This window comes from Terribacillus sp. FSL K6-0262 (assembly GCF_037977385.1).
Taxonomy (GTDB): Bacteria; Bacillota; Bacilli; order Bacillales; family Amphibacillaceae; genus Terribacillus.
In genome coordinates this window covers 197,713-212,712 of sequence record NZ_CP150277.1, presented here as the reverse complement: position 1 = coordinate 212,712, position 15,000 = coordinate 197,713, and the positions used below count along the sequence as shown (strand labels likewise).

The window sequence follows — 15,000 nt, the reverse complement described above, 5'->3', positions numbered from 1 at the left end:
ATGAATCATGAGTGTATTTATTAATAAGGACACAAGAGTACTCGTACAAGGTATTACGGGGTCTACTGCGTTATTCCATACAAAGCAGATGATTGAATACGGCACCCGCATCGTTGCTGGTGTCACGCCGAAAAAAGGCGGTACCGAGGTGGAAGGCGTGCCTGTTTATAATACTGTCAAAGAGGCAGTTCATGAAACCGGCGCCACTGCATCTGTGATCTATGTGCCAGCTCCATTTGCGGCTGATGCCATTTTGGAGGCCGTCGATGCCGAGCTTGATTTGGTCATCTGCATCACGGAGCATATTCCGGTCATGGATATGGTCCGTGTCAAACGGGCGATGGAAGGCAAGAAGACCAGACTGATCGGACCGAACTGCCCGGGTGTCATCACGCCGGAAGAATGCAAAATCGGCATCATGCCTGGATATATCCATAAGAAAGGGCATATCGGGGTCGTATCGCGCTCTGGTACATTGACGTATGAAGCGGTGCATCAGCTCACACAGGCTGGCATTGGCCAATCCACGGCAGTAGGTATCGGCGGGGACCCGGTCAACGGAACGGATTTCATCGATGTACTGAAGGCATTCAATGAAGATCGTGAGACAAAAGCGGTCATCATGATCGGAGAAATCGGCGGTACAGCGGAAGAAGAGGCAGCCGAATGGATCCGTCAGCATATGAATAAGCCCGTTGTCGGTTTCATCGGCGGTGCGACAGCGCCTCCAGGAAAACGTATGGGTCATGCAGGTGCGATCATTTCCGGAGGGAAAGGAACTGCCGCTGAAAAAATCAAGGTCCTGGAAGCATGCGGTGTAAAAGTAGCGGATACACCAGCGGTAATGGGAGAGACTTTGATTGAGGTATTGAAAGAAAAGGGACTGTACGAAATCTGTCAAACGCATTAAGATGAAAGTGGGCCGATTGCCGGCCTGCTTTCTTATCTTTTGGAGACAGGAGTGGAAAATTGGACAAACGTGAAAAATTACTGCTGCTGCATCGTGTACTGCGGGGACGCCGCAAGGTCATGCAGCGTATCCTCACATGCGATCCCCAACTGGAAAATCTTCTACATGCATCCCCTCATGAACTGATGCTTCATTATCAGCTCCCGGAAACATTTGCCCTCACCTTGTTCCATGAATTGCAGGAGGAAAGACATATGGCTGTGTTGGAACAGGACATGCAGCAGTTCCAGACGCTGACTTGCTTTGATGATGCTTTTCCTGCTATTCTAAGCCATATTCCGGACCCGCCGCTGGTCCTTTATGCTGCCGGCAGAATCGAGCTGCTCAACAGACAGCCTGCAATCAGCGTAGTGGGAACTCGTCAGCCAACAACGTCGGCATCGGCCAAAATCGCTTATATCCTGGATCCATTAGCAGCTGCCGGATGGACGATTGTGAGCGGAATGGCGAAGGGGATCGACAGTATGGCCCATCATGCAGCGATTCGTAACGGAGGCAATACGATAGCCGTATTGGGAAGCGGTTTGCGTCACGTTTACCCTCGTTCTAATCGGCACTTATTCGACTGCCTGGAGGATGGGCAGCTTGTAGTCAGTGAGTATTACCCGGATCAGCATCCAAGGCAGCATCATTTCCCGGAAAGAAACCGCATCATCAGCGGACTGGGCTTCTGTACCCTCGTGATCGAAGCAAAAAAACAGAGTGGTTCGATGCATACCGTGATGCATGCCTTGGAGCAAGGAAAGGATGTATTTGCCATACCTGGGGATCCTTATGAGGACCAGACGGCGGGCTGTCATCAGATGATTTCAGATGGAGCCGGGATCATTTTCGAGCCTGGTCAGCTGCTTGATGAATGGGAACGTAATAAGTCGAAATGGATACAATTTATATAGTAGAAACTAGCTTTTTTATGTATGTTCCGTTACAAGAAATAACAAATTATGTTTGACAAACGGAATATAAGTATTCAATAATAGGGAAGATTTATCGAACAGCATGTTTACATTAGACATACAGAAAAAGAAAACCTCTTGGGAGGAAATAATATGGCAGATTATCTTGTAATCGTGGAATCTCCAGCAAAAGCGAAAACAATCGAACGCTATCTAGGGAAAAAATATAAAGTGAAAGCATCCATGGGGCATATCAGGGATTTACCCAAAAGCCAAATGGCTATAGATGTCGAGGATTCTTATGAGCCTCGTTATATTACGATACGCGGCAAGGGACCGGTTTTGAAGGAATTGAAAAGCGCAGCCAAAAAAGTGAAAAAGGTCTTCCTTGCAGCCGACCCCGATCGTGAGGGGGAAGCAATTGCCTGGCATTTGGCCCATAGTTTGAATATTGATGAAAATTCTGACTGCCGGGTAGTCTTCAATGAAATAACCAAGGATGCAATAAAGGAATCCTTTAAGCATCCGCGCAGCATAGATAAGGATTTAGTGGATGCACAGCAAGCACGGCGGATATTGGATCGGCTTGTCGGTTACAATATCAGCCCGCTGCTATGGAAAAAAGTGAAAAAGGGATTAAGTGCCGGACGTGTCCAGTCAGTGGCAATGAAGATGATCATTGACCGGGAAAAGGAAATCAATGAGTTTATCCCGGAAGAATATTGGTCGATCGATGCGGTCTTCCAATCCGGCAAAAAGAACTTCGAAGGCGCTTTTTACGGCCTTGATGGAGAAAAAATGAATATTGCTTCAGAGGAAGAGGTCAATCAGATACTGGCGAAGCTCAAAGGCGAAGATTTCCTGATCGACAAGGTGAACAAGCGGGAACGCAAACGCAATCCGGCAGCACCCTTCACCACTTCTTCCCTGCAGCAGGAGGCAGCCAGGAAGCTTAACTTCCGCGCCAGGAAAACGATGATGGTCGCACAGCAGCTATATGAAGGAATCGATTTAGGCCGTAAAGAAGGCGGCATTACAGGTCTGATCACTTACATGCGTACGGATTCGACACGTATTTCCGAGACTGCGAAGACAGAATCCGCCAACTATATAAAAGAAACCTTTGGAGAAGAATATATTGGCAGCGGGGCGAAAGCCAAGGCGAAGGAAGGGGCGCAGGATGCACACGAAGGTATCCGCCCGACATCCGCTTACCGTCATCCAGATAGCCTGAAGTCTATCTTATCGCGTGATCAGTACAGACTATATAAGCTTATCTGGGAACGTTTCATCGCAAGCCAAATGGCACAGGCAGTATTGGATACAATGACTGTGCATCTCCTCAATGAAGGAGTGGAATTCCGCGCCACCGGTTCCAAGGTCAAATTCAAGGGTTTCATGAAGGTATACGTGGAAGGAAACGATGATAATAAGAACGAAAAGGACCGCATACTTCCGAACCTGGAGGAAGGCATGAAAGTGAAAGCTGAAGAAATCCAGCCGAATCAGCATTTCACCCAGCCGCCTCCGCGCTATACGGAGGCGCGATTGGTCCGTACGATGGAAGAGAAGGGTATTGGAAGACCATCCACTTATGCTCCGACTTTGGATACCATCCAGCGGCGGAATTACGTCACGTTGGATAATAAACGTTTTGTCCCAACCGAATTGGGGGAAATAGTCAATGACATAATGGTAGAGTTCTTCCCGGAAATCGTCGACCTGGAATTTACCGTCAAGATGGAAGAAGACCTGGACTATATCGAGGAAGGCAAAGCGGAGTGGGTATCGATTATTGACGATTTCTACAAAGGCTTTGATGTCAGATTGAAAAAAGCCGAGCAGGAAATGGAAAAAATCGAGATACGTGATGAACCAGCCGGAATCGATTGCGAGGTATGCGGTCATGAAATGGTGTACAAGATGGGACGCTATGGTAAGTTCCTTGCTTGCTCCAATTTCCCGGACTGCCGCAACACAAAACCGATCCTGAAAAAAATCGGGGTAACCTGCCCGAAATGTAAGGAAGGCGAAGTCGTCGAACGGAAGTCGAAGAAAAACCGTGTATTCTACGGCTGCGATCGTTATCCTGATTGTGACTTCCTCAGCTGGGATAAACCGATCTCGAGACCATGTCCGAAATGCGCTTCCATGCTGGTCGAGAAAAAAGCGAAAAAAGGAACGCAGATCACATGCTCCAGCTGTGATTATAAGGAAGAAGTTCAGCAGTAAAACACATGACCCCTGCTTTCAAAGCTGGGGTTTTTTGCTTGAATTGTTAAGACTCTGTGAAAATAAGAGTATAAACCGGAAATGATTTGACACAGTTTTGTACGAGGTCTATAATAACGGATTGGAAAGGGATTTTGCTTGACACACTTGAGAGGAAATCGTAAGACGAACGTTACAGGCGAACAGGGTTCCATGCTTCCGCGAAAAGCAGCACAGAAGCATCGATCATCCTCGGAGTCTTTCGCACCATAGCACGCATACAGACAGTTGCTTTCAGGAATTGGAGCAGGCAGACAAGCATAGGCACATACACTGCCCTATGCTTGATGTGCATCGACACCGATTCAGAATTTTTCTACAATTTGATTTCTAACGTTTGCTTCTGCGCTTGAAGTTATGTTAAGCTTTATACGCTTGAAGTGAGGCGATCAATTTGAAAAATGCAGAACAGTACGTCCAAGAGTTCAAATCTTATCTGCAGGTGGAGAAGCATGCTTCTCCGCATACCGTGTATTATTATCTGAATGATGTGAATTTTTTCCTGGGATTTCTCCATTCAGAATCTATATCATTTGAACAAGCAGATCCTGCCGCCGTCCGTGTATTCCTTACCAGGCTGTATGAGAAAAAGCTGTCAAGAAGGACTGTATCGCGAAAGATATCAAGTCTCCGTTCTTTTTATAAGTTTTTGGAGAGGGAAGACGTCGTCTCGGCAAATCCGTTCTTGCGCCTCGTCCAGCCGAAGGCACCTGCTTATGTCCCCAGCTTCCTTTATGAACAGGAGCTGGAGAAATTGTTCGAGGCTTCGGATCTTGGGACTCCGCTGGGCCAGAGGGACCAAGCCATTCTCGAATGCCTTTACGGAACTGGCATGCGTGTCAGTGAATGTGCAGGGATTGAGATAGATGACGTAGACCTGTCCATCGGTACGGTCCTTGTAAGGGGAAAGGGACGCAAGGAAAGATATGTCCCGTTTGGCAGTTTCATGGAGAGAGCAATCCGCAGATACTTACAGGACGGACGTGAGCGCCTCTTGGAGAAATCGAAGGAAGAAACCGGCAAGCTGTTCTTGAACAGCCGGGGAAAACCGATTACGGAACGGGGGATCCGTCTCATCCTGAATAAACTGGTTGAGCAGTCCGCTGTACATATGCACCTGCATCCGCACAAGCTGCGCCACACATTTGCCACGCACATGCTGAATGAGGGTGCTGATTTGCGTGCTGTGCAGGAGCTGCTTGGTCATGAACATCTATCCTCCACGCAGATTTATACGCATGTGACGAAAGATCGACTTCGTACGATATATATGAATACCCATCCGAGAGCGAATCGGGAATAAAGGAGATGGATAGCCATGAGTTCCGAATTTCATGCAACCACTATTTTCGCTGTACGCCATAAAGGTGAATGCGCAATGTCTGGAGATGGACAGGTGACGCTTGGCAATCAAGTCGTCATGAAACATAAAGCGAAGAAAGTCAGAAGACTTTTCAAGGGTCAGGTGCTGGCAGGTTTTGCAGGCTCGGTTGCCGATGCCTTCACATTATTCGAAAAGTTTGAGGGCAAGCTGGAAACATATAATGGCAATCTTGCCAGGGCTGCGGTGGAATTGGCGAAGGAATGGCGCAGTGATCAAGTCCTTCGGAAACTGGAAGCGATGCTGATTGTGATGAATAAGGAGCAGATGTTCCTCGTTTCGGGAACCGGCGAAGTCATCGAACCCGATGATGATATTTTGGCAATCGGGTCTGGAGGCAATTTTGCCCTCAGCGCAGGCCGGGCATTGAAACGGTACTCCGAAGAAAAGTCTGCAGCTGAAATCGCACAGGCTGCACTTGAAATCGCTGGAGAGATTTGTGTATTCACGAATGATCAAATCACGTTGGAAACATTGGAGGCGTAATGATGGAGGCAAATTTGACCCCGAAACAAATCGTGGCCCAGCTGGATCGTTATATCATTGGTCAGCAAAATGCAAAGAGATCAGTAGCCGTGGCATTACGGAACCGTTATCGCCGCATGCAGCTCGATAGTGAATTGCGCGATGAAATAACGCCGAAGAATATTCTGATGATCGGACCGACCGGCGTGGGTAAGACGGAGATAGCCAGAAGGCTGGCAAAGCTGGTCGGTGCCCCATTTGTCAAAGTGGAAGCAACGAAATTCACGGAGGTCGGCTATGTCGGCCGTGATGTGGAATCGATGGTACGGGATCTAGTCGAAGCTTCTGTGCGGCTCGTCCGGGAAAAGAAAATGGAAGCTGTGCAGGACAAAGCCGGGGAACAAGCGGAGAAACGCTTGCTCAAGCTTCTTGTGCCAGAAACGAAGAAACAGTCGAATAACTTCAAAAATCCATTTGAGATGCTTTTCAACCAGCAGCAGAATGAAGAGCCGGATGAAAAGCCTTCTGAGGAAATCCAATCCAAGCGCGCCCGTACAGAGCGGATGCTTGCCATGGGGGAATTGGAAGATACGATGGTGACAATTGAAATCGAGGAGCAGCAGGCCTCCATGTTCGATATGCTTCAAGGTTCGGGCATGGAGCAGATGGGCATGAATATGCAGGATGCCTTGGGTCAATTCATGCCGAAGAAGAAGAAAAAGCGCCGCCTGCCTGTCTCCGAGGCGCGTCCCTTGCTTGTGCAGCAGGAAGCGCAGAAGCTGATCGATATGGACGAAGTATCCCAGGAAGCCGTTCAGCTCGTGGAACAAGCAGGCATCATCTTCATCGATGAAATCGATAAAGTCGCTGCAAAGGGCGACCAAGGTGCCAACGTATCCCGAGAAGGTGTCCAGCGAGATATCCTGCCGATTGTAGAAGGGTCTACTGTGACTACGAAGTACGGACCTGTCAAAACAGATCATATTCTGTTCGTGGCAGCAGGTGCCTTTCATATGGCAAAGCCTTCTGATTTAATTCCGGAGCTTCAGGGACGTTTCCCGATCCGTGTAGAGTTGGAAAAGCTATCTGTCGAAGATTTCAAGAAGATACTTGTTGAGCCTTCCAATGCATTGCTGAAGCAATATAAGGCTTTATTGGAAACAGAAGGTATAAATGTGGAATTTACGGACGAAGCTGTTACCAGACTGGCGGAAGTGGCCTTTGAGGTGAATCAGGAAACAGACAATATCGGTGCACGCCGCCTTCATACCATATTGGAGAAGCTGCTGGAGGACTTAAGTTTCGAGGCAGCGGATATAAGCATGGGAACGATTCAGATCACACCTAGCTATGTAGATGACAAACTGGCATCGATCGCAAAGAATAAAGATTTGAGTCAGTATATTTTATAAAATAACAGGAGGAAATCATGAAATTATTAGATAAGGCAAGAGATATAAACTTTATGCTGCAAAAGACAGCAGGAAAGGCTGTCAACTTCAACAATATGTCCGAGACCTTGCAGCAGGTCATCGAGAGCAATATCTTCATCGTAAGCCGCCGCGGCAAATTGCTGGGATTTTCGATCAACCAGGCAATCGAGAATGACAGGATGAAGCAAATGCTCGAGGAAAGACAGTTCCCTAAAGAGTATACGGAAGGTCTTTTCCAAGTACAGCAGACGACTGCAAATATCGGTATCGACAGTCCTTATACAGCATTCCCGGTGGAGAACAAAGATCTTTTCCAAGGCGGATTGACGACGATTGTTCCGATCATCGGCGGTGGTGAACGTCTTGGGACTTTGATCCTCAGCCGGGTTGCAGAGAATTTCAGTGATGATGACTTGCTGCTTGCCGAATATGGTGCAACGGTAGTCGGTATGGAAATCCTTCATCAGAAATCAGCAGAGATCGAAACAGAAGCTCGCAGTAAAGCTGTCGTGCAAATGGCAATCAGTTCCCTTTCCTACAGTGAATTGGAAGCCATCGAGCATATCTTCGAAGAATTGGACGGCAGCGAAGGTTTGCTGGTTGCAAGTAAAGTGGCAGACCGTGTAGGTATTACACGTTCTGTCATTGTCAACGCTTTGCGTAAATTGGAAAGTGCAGGGGTAATTGAATCCCGTTCTTTAGGAATGAAAGGAACGTACATTAAAGTCCTTAATAATAAATTCCTGGTTGAATTACAAAAACATACAAGCTAATCAAAAGGGAAGCAGGCCAAAAAGCCTGTTTCCCTTTTTTTGTGGCTATTCATGACTCTTATACTATATTTATTTCATGTAATAGAAAGCCCTTTCAAAAAAACGCGCGTTTTCCGTTCGGGGGAGTAGTAAAATATATTTAGTTTTTCTGGTGCAGAAAGGAAAAAAACCGGGATATGAATCAACTTTAGTAGGCTTTAATCATGTCATCAAAAAAGTTAACATCTAAAATACGGTCAAAACTGTAATTAAATGTATGTTTAATAGGTTAAAAGTTTTAGTATGCTTAGACCATTTTTACAAATATAAGAAAATTATCATAGAACATATAGACATAACTTCCTCCTTTCAATACAATAATCGTGTACATTAGAGCTGATTCGACGGCATACATAGCACTCTGGGAGGGGTAACAATGGACCTATATGGCAAAACGATTCAAGCATTGGATCGTTCACTGGATTATGCCAATCTAAAAAATCAAACCATTGCCAATAATATAGCGAATGCTGATACACCCGGATATAAAGCGGAAACCGTTTCTTTTAAAGAAACGCTGCAGGACACAATGGATTCTGCATTCACTGCGAAGCGTACGAATCCTAAACATCTTGCGTTTGGCAGTACGACTGACACATCTGAATTCCAGGTGACAAAAAAGGAAGGCACCTCTTATACGAATAGCGGCAACAATGTGGATATAGATAAGGAAATGTCCGAATTAGCGGATAACCAATTATACTATCAAGCACTTGTTGATCGAATGAGCGGTAAGTTTAACAGTCTTTCCAAAGTCATTAAAGGAGGTAATTGATTTTGACTATTTTCTCTTCCTTGAATACAAGCGCTAGCGCGCTGACGGCCCAGCGGCTGCGTATGGATGTTGTGTCATCCAATATCGCGAATGCTGAAACGACACGGGCCACCATTGATGAAGATGGAAATTATGTTCCGTACAGACGGAAAATGGTTTCCCTGGAATCCAAGGATACAAATGGTTTTTCTTCCTTTCTGCAACGGGCTCAAGGAGGTAAAGGTGGCTCCGGCGGTGTCAGGGTTTCGGAAATCACGGAAGACGACACAGCGTTCGAGATGGTATATAACCCTGCTTCACCTGATGCGAACGAAGAAGGATATGTAGCAATGCCGAATGTCGATCCATTACGGGAAATGACTGATCTTATTAGCGCTACCAGATCGTATGAAGCTAACGTCACGGCAATGAATGCAACAAAAGGTATGCTTCAGAAAGCTTTGGAAATCGGAAAATAGAGGAGGGTGACAAATGGCAATTGAAGGGATCAGCGGCCTGGCAGGAACCAACAGTCTTACTGCAGTAAAGCAGTCGACACCAGCCGAGGCGCAAGCAAGCTTCACGGAGAGCTTGAAATCCGCAATTGAAAGCTTGAATGAAACGCAGCAGGAATCCGATAAGATGACACAGGCCCTTGCTGCGGGAAAAGTGGATAACCTGCACGATGTTATGATTGCGTCTCAAAAAGCAAGTGTAGCAATGGACGCGGCAGTCCAAGTGCAAAAGAAAGCAATCGATGCTTATACTGAAATGATGCGCATGTCTATGTAGAATAAGGATGGTAATCTATCCTCAGTCAAAGTAGATATGCTTTTATTATGAATTTGACCTATGCTTTGGGGGAACCAGATGAATCAGCGAATTGCAAGTTACAAAGAAAAGATAACTAATTTCTGGCAGACAAGACCAGTTTGGCAAAAGGCACTGTTGATATGTACCCCGATCGTACTTGTTTTAATCATCGGTATCAGTTCATATTTTGCTACGAAAGAGACGATGGTGCCTTTGTATAAAGATCTTTCTGCCCAGGAAGCTGGCAAGATCAAGGAAGAGCTGGACGCACAAGGTGTTAAATATGAACTCGAGGGAAATGGGACCACCATCCTTGTTCCGGATAAACAGGCAGAAGGGCTGCTCGTTGATTTAGCGGCAGAAGGGCTGCCGGAAACAGGCAGCATCGATTATTCGTTCTTCAGCAACAATGCTTCATGGGGTATGACGGATAATGAATTCGATGTGATCAAACTTGATGCCCTTCAAACGGAATTATCCACATTATTGACCAATATAGACGGTATCAAGAGTGCGGATGTCATGATAAATAAGCCCTCGGATCCTGTTTTTGTCACGGATGAACAGGAAGAGGCATCGGCTTCCATTGTACTGAACACAGAGACTGGGTACCATTTTGAGCCTAGTCAAGTAGAAGCGATGTATCGTCTGGTATCCAAGACCGTACCGAATCTTCCGGAAGAAAACATCGTCATAACGAACCAAGATTTTGAGTACATAAACATGGAAACGGCACAAGCAGGCGGGGATGCCTATACAAACCAAATGGGCATCAAAAAGGAAGTCGAACAAGGGATTCAGCAGCGTGTGCAACAAATGCTTGCAGCCATGGTCGGAGCTGATAATGTCCGCGTATCCGTGACAACGGATATCGATTTCGACCAGGAGACACGTACGGAAGAACTTGTGGAGCCTGTCGATGAAGAAAATAATGAAGGCTTGCCGGTCAGTGTGGAGACTATCACAGAGACGTATGAAGGCGAACCGGCAGAAAACGGCGGAGTGGCCGGGACCGGTGAAGAAGAGGTGCCGAATGTAGCTGCTGAAGATGAAGCAGCTGGCGATGGAGCCTACAATAATGTCAAAGAATCCGTCAATTATGAGTTCAATAAGATCAAGAAAGAAATAACGGAAAGTCCTTACAGCATCCGCGATATCGGAATTCAAGTCGCGGTTGACAGCAATAAGAATGCCACTGGAGAAAACGGGGAAGCTGAACAGCTGACGCAGCAAGAGCAAACCCAAGTAGAAGACAGCATCACCTCCATCCTGAACTCGATCGTGTCGACATCTGTGGATAGGGAAGCTGCAGAGGCAATCAATCCGGAAAACAGTGTCTCCGTCGTATTCCAGCCATTTGCTGACAATCAAAGCGCACAATCAGATGATGCAGCAGGTTCCGGAATACCAGTATGGGCATATGTTGCCGGCGGTGTCCTATTGGCCGCGGTAGCAGTACTCGTATTCATGCTTATCCGTTCCAGGAGGAATCAGGAAGAAGATGAGGACGAATTGCTGGAGGATCAAGTGGCACCAGAACCAATTGTGGTTGAAGAAATAGAGGATACACCGGAAACGGAAGCGACATTGAAACAAAAACAATTGGAAAAATTAGCGAAAGAGTCACCAGAAGACTTCGCCAAACTGCTGCGAAGCTGGATGGCTGAAGATTAAAGGAGCAATGAAGGAATGGCAGCTGTGAAAGGACGTTTGACAGGAAAACAAAAAGCAGCGATCTTGATGATCTCTCTTGGAGCTGATACGGCTGCGAATGTATATAAGCATCTGACAGAAGAAGAAATCGAAAAAATGTCATTGGAGATTTCTTCTGTAAAGAAAGTGGACAGCGCAGAGAAAGAATCGATAATAGATCAATTTCATCAGATAGCCATTGCACAGGATTATATATCCCAAGGCGGAATCGCATATGCAAAAACGATTCTGGAAAAAGCTCTGGGAGCAGAAGAAGCTGCTGCAATCATGAACAGGCTGACTTCCACGCTGCAAGTAAGACCTTTTGATTTTGCAAGAAAGGCAGATCCGACACAAATTCTTAACTTCATCCAAAATGAGCATCCGCAGACCATAGCACTGGTACTTTCCTATTTGGAGCCAGAGCAATCCGGTCAGATATTGTCTGAATTGCCGCAGGATATGCAGGCAGATGTGGCAAAGCGTATTGCCACGATGAGCAGTACATCACCAGAAATCATCAGTCAGGTCGAGCAGATTCTCGAAAAGAATTTATCCACTACCGCTACACAGGATTTCACACAGACCGGTGGTATCCAGGCAGTGGTAGAAGTGCTTAACGGTGTGGATCGAAGCACCGAAAGGACGATATTGGATGAATTGGAAGTTCAGGATCCCGAGCTTGCCGAGGAAATCAAGAAACGTATGTTCATCTTTGAAGATATCGTCACATTGGATAACCGCGCCATTCAGCGTGTCATACGCGAGGTTGAGAATGATGATCTGAAGCTATCTTTGAAAGTGGCGAGCGACGAAGTGAAAGACATTGTATTCCAGAATATGTCTGACAGGATGGTGCAGACATTCAAAGAGGAGATGGAATTCATGGGACCTGTCCGTCTGAAAGATGTAGAAGAAGCGCAAAGCCGTATCGTATCCGTCATCCGGCGTTTGGAGGAAGTCGGCGAGATAATCATATCCCGCGGCGGAGGAGATGACATCATTGTCTAATATTTGGCAATCCGTATCAGTGAAGGAATCGAAAGTGATTGATATCAGGCCGGTCAAGCTGACACTGGAGACCGGGGATGATACTGAGGACACAGCATCCTGGCAAGCAGAGAAAGAGCGGTGCCAGCAGCATATAAAGGATGCAAAAGACGAAGCGGAGCAGATATTGACTTCCGCAAGGCAGGCAGTTGAAAAAGAGCGAAGTCAATGGGAGTCGCAAAAGCGGGATTTGATGGAACAAGCTCAGCTCGAGGGATATCAGAAGGGCTTTGCTGCCGGACAGCAAGAAGGGCTGCAATCGTATGAATCAAAGCTCGAAGAAGCAAAGCAGCTTGTCGAGCTGGCTCAGCAGGATTATAAAGAAACAGTCGAAGCAAGTGAGGATGCTTTATTGGATCTTGGGCTGAAATTGGCGGAAAAAATCATGCATCAGACATTGACAGCTGATCCGGAAAGCTATTTGGCACTTGTAAAAGGCGCGATTGCCGACTGGAAGGAGCGCAGCGATTTACGTCTTTATGTCCATCCAGACAGCTATGAGCTTGTCCTCCAGCAAAAAGAGGAGCTGGCTTTGCTGACAGGCAAGGATTTCGAGCTCATGATCATGCCGCAGCATGATTTGCCGTCTGGCGGCTGTATCCTGGAAACCAAGCATGGAAGAATTGATGCAAGCATCGATTCGCAGCTGGCTGTCCTTCGGGAGAAGCTCTTTGAGCTAAGGCGAGAGGAAGCGGACTGATGCTCGGACGATACATAAATGAATTGGATAATTTGGATACCTACAAACGATACGGAAGGATTCACAGAGTCGTCGGGTTGCTGATTGAGTCGCATGGACCGGTGACCAGTGTCGGGGAAATATGTTATATCCATCCATCTTCGGCTTCCGAAGAAAGATTCCTGGCCGAGGTGGTAGGCTTCGATGACGAGAAAGTGCTGCTGATGCCATTTGCACCGTTGAAGGATGTCGGGCCTGGCTGCTTGGTTGAAGCAACCGGTTCACCATTGTCAATCAAGATAGGCCATGGATTGATCGGCAGCATCATCGATCCGTTGGGTCAGCCATTGAATGGCAGCATGCTCCCGAAAGGATTGAAATCCTTTACGACGGACCGGAATCCGCCGAATCCGATGACGAGGCCGCGAATCCTGGAACCGCTCGAAACAGGTGTGCGTGTGATCGACAGCCTTTTGACGGTCGGTCGAGGACAACGCGTCGGTATTTTCGCCGGAAGCGGAGTGGGCAAAAGCACCCTTCTTGGGATGATAGCTCGCAAATCAAGTGCCGATGTCAATGTCATTGCCTTGATAGGAGAGCGCGGAAGAGAAGTGCGTGAGTTCATTGAAAAGGATTTAGGTGAGGAAGGCATCAAAAGATCGATCATCGTTGTGGCGACATCCGATCAGCCTGCCCTGATGCGAATTAAGGGTGCGTACACTGCAACGGCGATCTGTGAATATTTCCGCGATCAAGGAATGCATGTCAACTTGATGATGGATTCGGTCACCCGGGTGGCGATGGCACAGCGGGAAATTGGCCTTGCTTCTGGTGAGCCGCCCACCACAAAAGGGTATACGCCATCTGTCTTCGCTGCCCTGCCTAAGCTGCTCGAACGCACGGGGACGAATGAAACAGGTGCTATTACAGCATTTTATACCGTGCTTGTAGATGGAGACGACATGAATGAACCGATAGCGGATACGGTGCGAGGCATTTTGGATGGACACTTTGTCCTGGATCGGAAATTGGCGGAGCAAGGACAATTCCCGGCGCTGAATGTTCTCAAATCAATCAGCCGGGTCATGCCGCAAATCACCGATGAAGAAGTGTATCGGCTCGCACAGCGGCTTCGGACGCTGCTGGCCCTATATGAAGAGAATCGGGAATTGATTCAAATCGGGGCTTATAAGAAAGGCACGAATAAAGAAATCGATGAAGCAATCAGCTATCAAAAACCGATTCTCGATTTCCTTAAGCAAGGGATGCATGAGTTTACAAGTCGTCCAGACGCAATTCAGCAAATGAGGCAGCTGATAGGAAAGGAATGATCTGATGGCCGACACGAAGATTTTCGAAAAAATCCTGCGTATGAAAGAGCGTGAGCGTAAAGCAGCACAGCAGGCCTTTGCGGAGAAGCAGCAGCAGTTCGAATCAGCGGCAACGACTTTATATGAGCTGCTCAAGAAAAAAGAAGGTGCTGAAGAGCAGCTGTCAAAAGGCTTGGCAGCTTCTGTTCCTATCCAGCGGTTATCCGAACATCATGCCTTCCTGGAATCGATCAACCGGCAGATAGACCGGGCCCAGATAGCAGTACAATTTGCTCGCAACGCCATGATGGAAAAGCAGGAACTGCTTTCGGAAGCTTATATCGAAGTGAAAAAAATCGAAAAGCTTCTGGAAAAGAAGCGGCAGGAAGCATGGCGGAAACTGCAGGATGAAGAAAAAAGGCAGATGGATGACATATCAATCCGCCAATTCTTAGCAAATGGAGCACGATAGGA

Annotated in this window: 15 protein-coding genes; all 15 read left to right on the top strand. The window is 47.0% G+C overall.

Annotation, left to right across the window (positions count from 1 at the left end; all coding sequences use genetic code 11):
• Positions 1–7 precede the first annotated feature (7 nt).
• The 15 genes from sucD to fliJ all read left to right on the top strand — a co-directional run bounded on the left by sucD (position 8) and on the right by fliJ (position 14,998).
• Positions 8–910, top strand: coding sequence for a succinate--CoA ligase subunit alpha (gene sucD / locus MHI54_RS01040; protein WP_095214688.1), 903 nt, complete (start codon positions 8–10; stop codon positions 908–910).
• Positions 911–969: 59 nt separating this feature from the next.
• Positions 970–1,866: a DNA-processing protein DprA gene (gene dprA, locus MHI54_RS01035; protein ID WP_095214689.1), complete on the top strand. Its 897-nt coding sequence runs from the start codon at positions 970–972 to the stop codon at positions 1,864–1,866.
• 153 nt (positions 1,867–2,019) lie between these two features.
• On the top strand, positions 2,020–4,098 hold the full coding sequence (gene topA / locus MHI54_RS01030; RefSeq protein ID WP_095214690.1) for a type I DNA topoisomerase: 2,079 nt from the start codon (positions 2,020–2,022) through the stop codon (positions 4,096–4,098).
• 433 nt (positions 4,099–4,531) lie between these two features.
• Positions 4,532–5,440 (top strand): tyrosine recombinase XerC, encoded by a 909-nt coding sequence (xerC, locus tag MHI54_RS01025; protein WP_340082133.1) that lies wholly within the window; start codon positions 4,532–4,534, stop codon positions 5,438–5,440.
• A gap of 15 nt (positions 5,441–5,455) precedes the next feature.
• Entirely contained in the window at positions 5,456–6,004 is a 549-nt protein-coding gene (hslV, locus tag MHI54_RS01020; protein WP_095214692.1) for an ATP-dependent protease subunit HslV, read from the top strand.
• 2 nt (positions 6,005–6,006) lie between these two features.
• The gene (gene hslU / locus MHI54_RS01015) at positions 6,007–7,395 is read left to right on the top strand and encodes an HslU--HslV peptidase ATPase subunit (protein WP_095214693.1); all 1,389 of its coding nucleotides are present in this window, start codon (positions 6,007–6,009) and stop codon (positions 7,393–7,395) included.
• A 17-nt stretch (positions 7,396–7,412) separates the two neighbouring features.
• The gene (codY, locus tag MHI54_RS01010) at positions 7,413–8,189 is read left to right on the top strand and encodes a GTP-sensing pleiotropic transcriptional regulator CodY (protein WP_095214694.1); all 777 of its coding nucleotides are present in this window, start codon (positions 7,413–7,415) and stop codon (positions 8,187–8,189) included.
• A gap of 415 nt (positions 8,190–8,604) precedes the next feature.
• Positions 8,605–9,003 (top strand): flagellar basal body rod protein FlgB, encoded by a 399-nt coding sequence (gene flgB, locus MHI54_RS01005; protein ID WP_095214695.1) that lies wholly within the window; start codon positions 8,605–8,607, stop codon positions 9,001–9,003.
• A gap of 2 nt (positions 9,004–9,005) precedes the next feature.
• Positions 9,006–9,461 (top strand): flagellar basal body rod protein FlgC, encoded by a 456-nt coding sequence (gene flgC / locus MHI54_RS01000; RefSeq protein WP_340082132.1) that lies wholly within the window; start codon positions 9,006–9,008, stop codon positions 9,459–9,461.
• A 13-nt stretch (positions 9,462–9,474) separates the two neighbouring features.
• Positions 9,475–9,774: a flagellar hook-basal body complex protein FliE gene (gene fliE / locus MHI54_RS00995; RefSeq protein ID WP_095214697.1), complete on the top strand. Its 300-nt coding sequence runs from the start codon at positions 9,475–9,477 to the stop codon at positions 9,772–9,774.
• Positions 9,775–9,852: 78 nt separating this feature from the next.
• Positions 9,853–11,469, top strand: coding sequence for a flagellar basal-body MS-ring/collar protein FliF (fliF, locus tag MHI54_RS00990; RefSeq protein ID WP_095214698.1), 1,617 nt, complete (start codon positions 9,853–9,855; stop codon positions 11,467–11,469).
• A 15-nt stretch (positions 11,470–11,484) separates the two neighbouring features.
• Positions 11,485–12,498 (top strand): flagellar motor switch protein FliG, encoded by a 1,014-nt coding sequence (gene fliG / locus MHI54_RS00985; RefSeq protein WP_095214699.1) that lies wholly within the window; start codon positions 11,485–11,487, stop codon positions 12,496–12,498.
• Positions 12,491–13,237, top strand: coding sequence for a flagellar assembly protein FliH (gene fliH, locus MHI54_RS00980; RefSeq protein WP_158221468.1), 747 nt, complete (start codon positions 12,491–12,493; stop codon positions 13,235–13,237). Before fliG ends, fliH begins: the two co-directional genes overlap by 8 nt.
• A complete protein-coding gene (fliI, locus tag MHI54_RS00975) occupies positions 13,237–14,547 on the top strand; it encodes a flagellar protein export ATPase FliI (protein ID WP_095214701.1) in 1,311 nt (436 codons plus the stop codon). Before fliH ends, fliI begins: the two co-directional genes overlap by 1 nt.
• 4 nt (positions 14,548–14,551) lie before the next feature.
• Complete coding sequence (gene fliJ / locus MHI54_RS00970; RefSeq protein ID WP_095214702.1) at positions 14,552–14,998, top strand: flagellar export protein FliJ; 447 nt, start codon at positions 14,552–14,554, stop codon at positions 14,996–14,998.
• Positions 14,999–15,000 lie beyond the last annotated feature (2 nt).

Bases quoted from the DNA above. Each gene is read 5' to 3' on its own strand.
- sucD (WP_095214688.1), top strand. From the start codon at position 8: ATGAGTGTATTTATTAATAAGGACACAAGAGTACTCGTACAAGGTATT.
- topA (WP_095214690.1), top strand. From the start codon at position 2,020: ATGGCAGATTATCTTGTAATCGTGGAATCTCCAGCAAAAGCGAAAACA.
- hslV (WP_095214692.1), top strand. From the start codon at position 5,456: ATGAGTTCCGAATTTCATGCAACCACTATTTTCGCTGTACGCCATAAA.
- hslU (WP_095214693.1), top strand. From the start codon at position 6,007: ATGGAGGCAAATTTGACCCCGAAACAAATCGTGGCCCAGCTGGATCGT.
- codY (WP_095214694.1), top strand. From the start codon at position 7,413: ATGAAATTATTAGATAAGGCAAGAGATATAAACTTTATGCTGCAAAAG.
- flgB (WP_095214695.1), top strand. From the start codon at position 8,605: ATGGACCTATATGGCAAAACGATTCAAGCATTGGATCGTTCACTGGAT.
- fliE (WP_095214697.1), top strand. From the start codon at position 9,475: ATGGCAATTGAAGGGATCAGCGGCCTGGCAGGAACCAACAGTCTTACT.
- fliF (WP_095214698.1), top strand. From the start codon at position 9,853: ATGAATCAGCGAATTGCAAGTTACAAAGAAAAGATAACTAATTTCTGG.
- fliG (WP_095214699.1), top strand. From the start codon at position 11,485: ATGGCAGCTGTGAAAGGACGTTTGACAGGAAAACAAAAAGCAGCGATC.
- fliI (WP_095214701.1), top strand. From the start codon at position 13,237: ATGCTCGGACGATACATAAATGAATTGGATAATTTGGATACCTACAAA.
- fliJ (WP_095214702.1), top strand. From the start codon at position 14,552: ATGGCCGACACGAAGATTTTCGAAAAAATCCTGCGTATGAAAGAGCGT.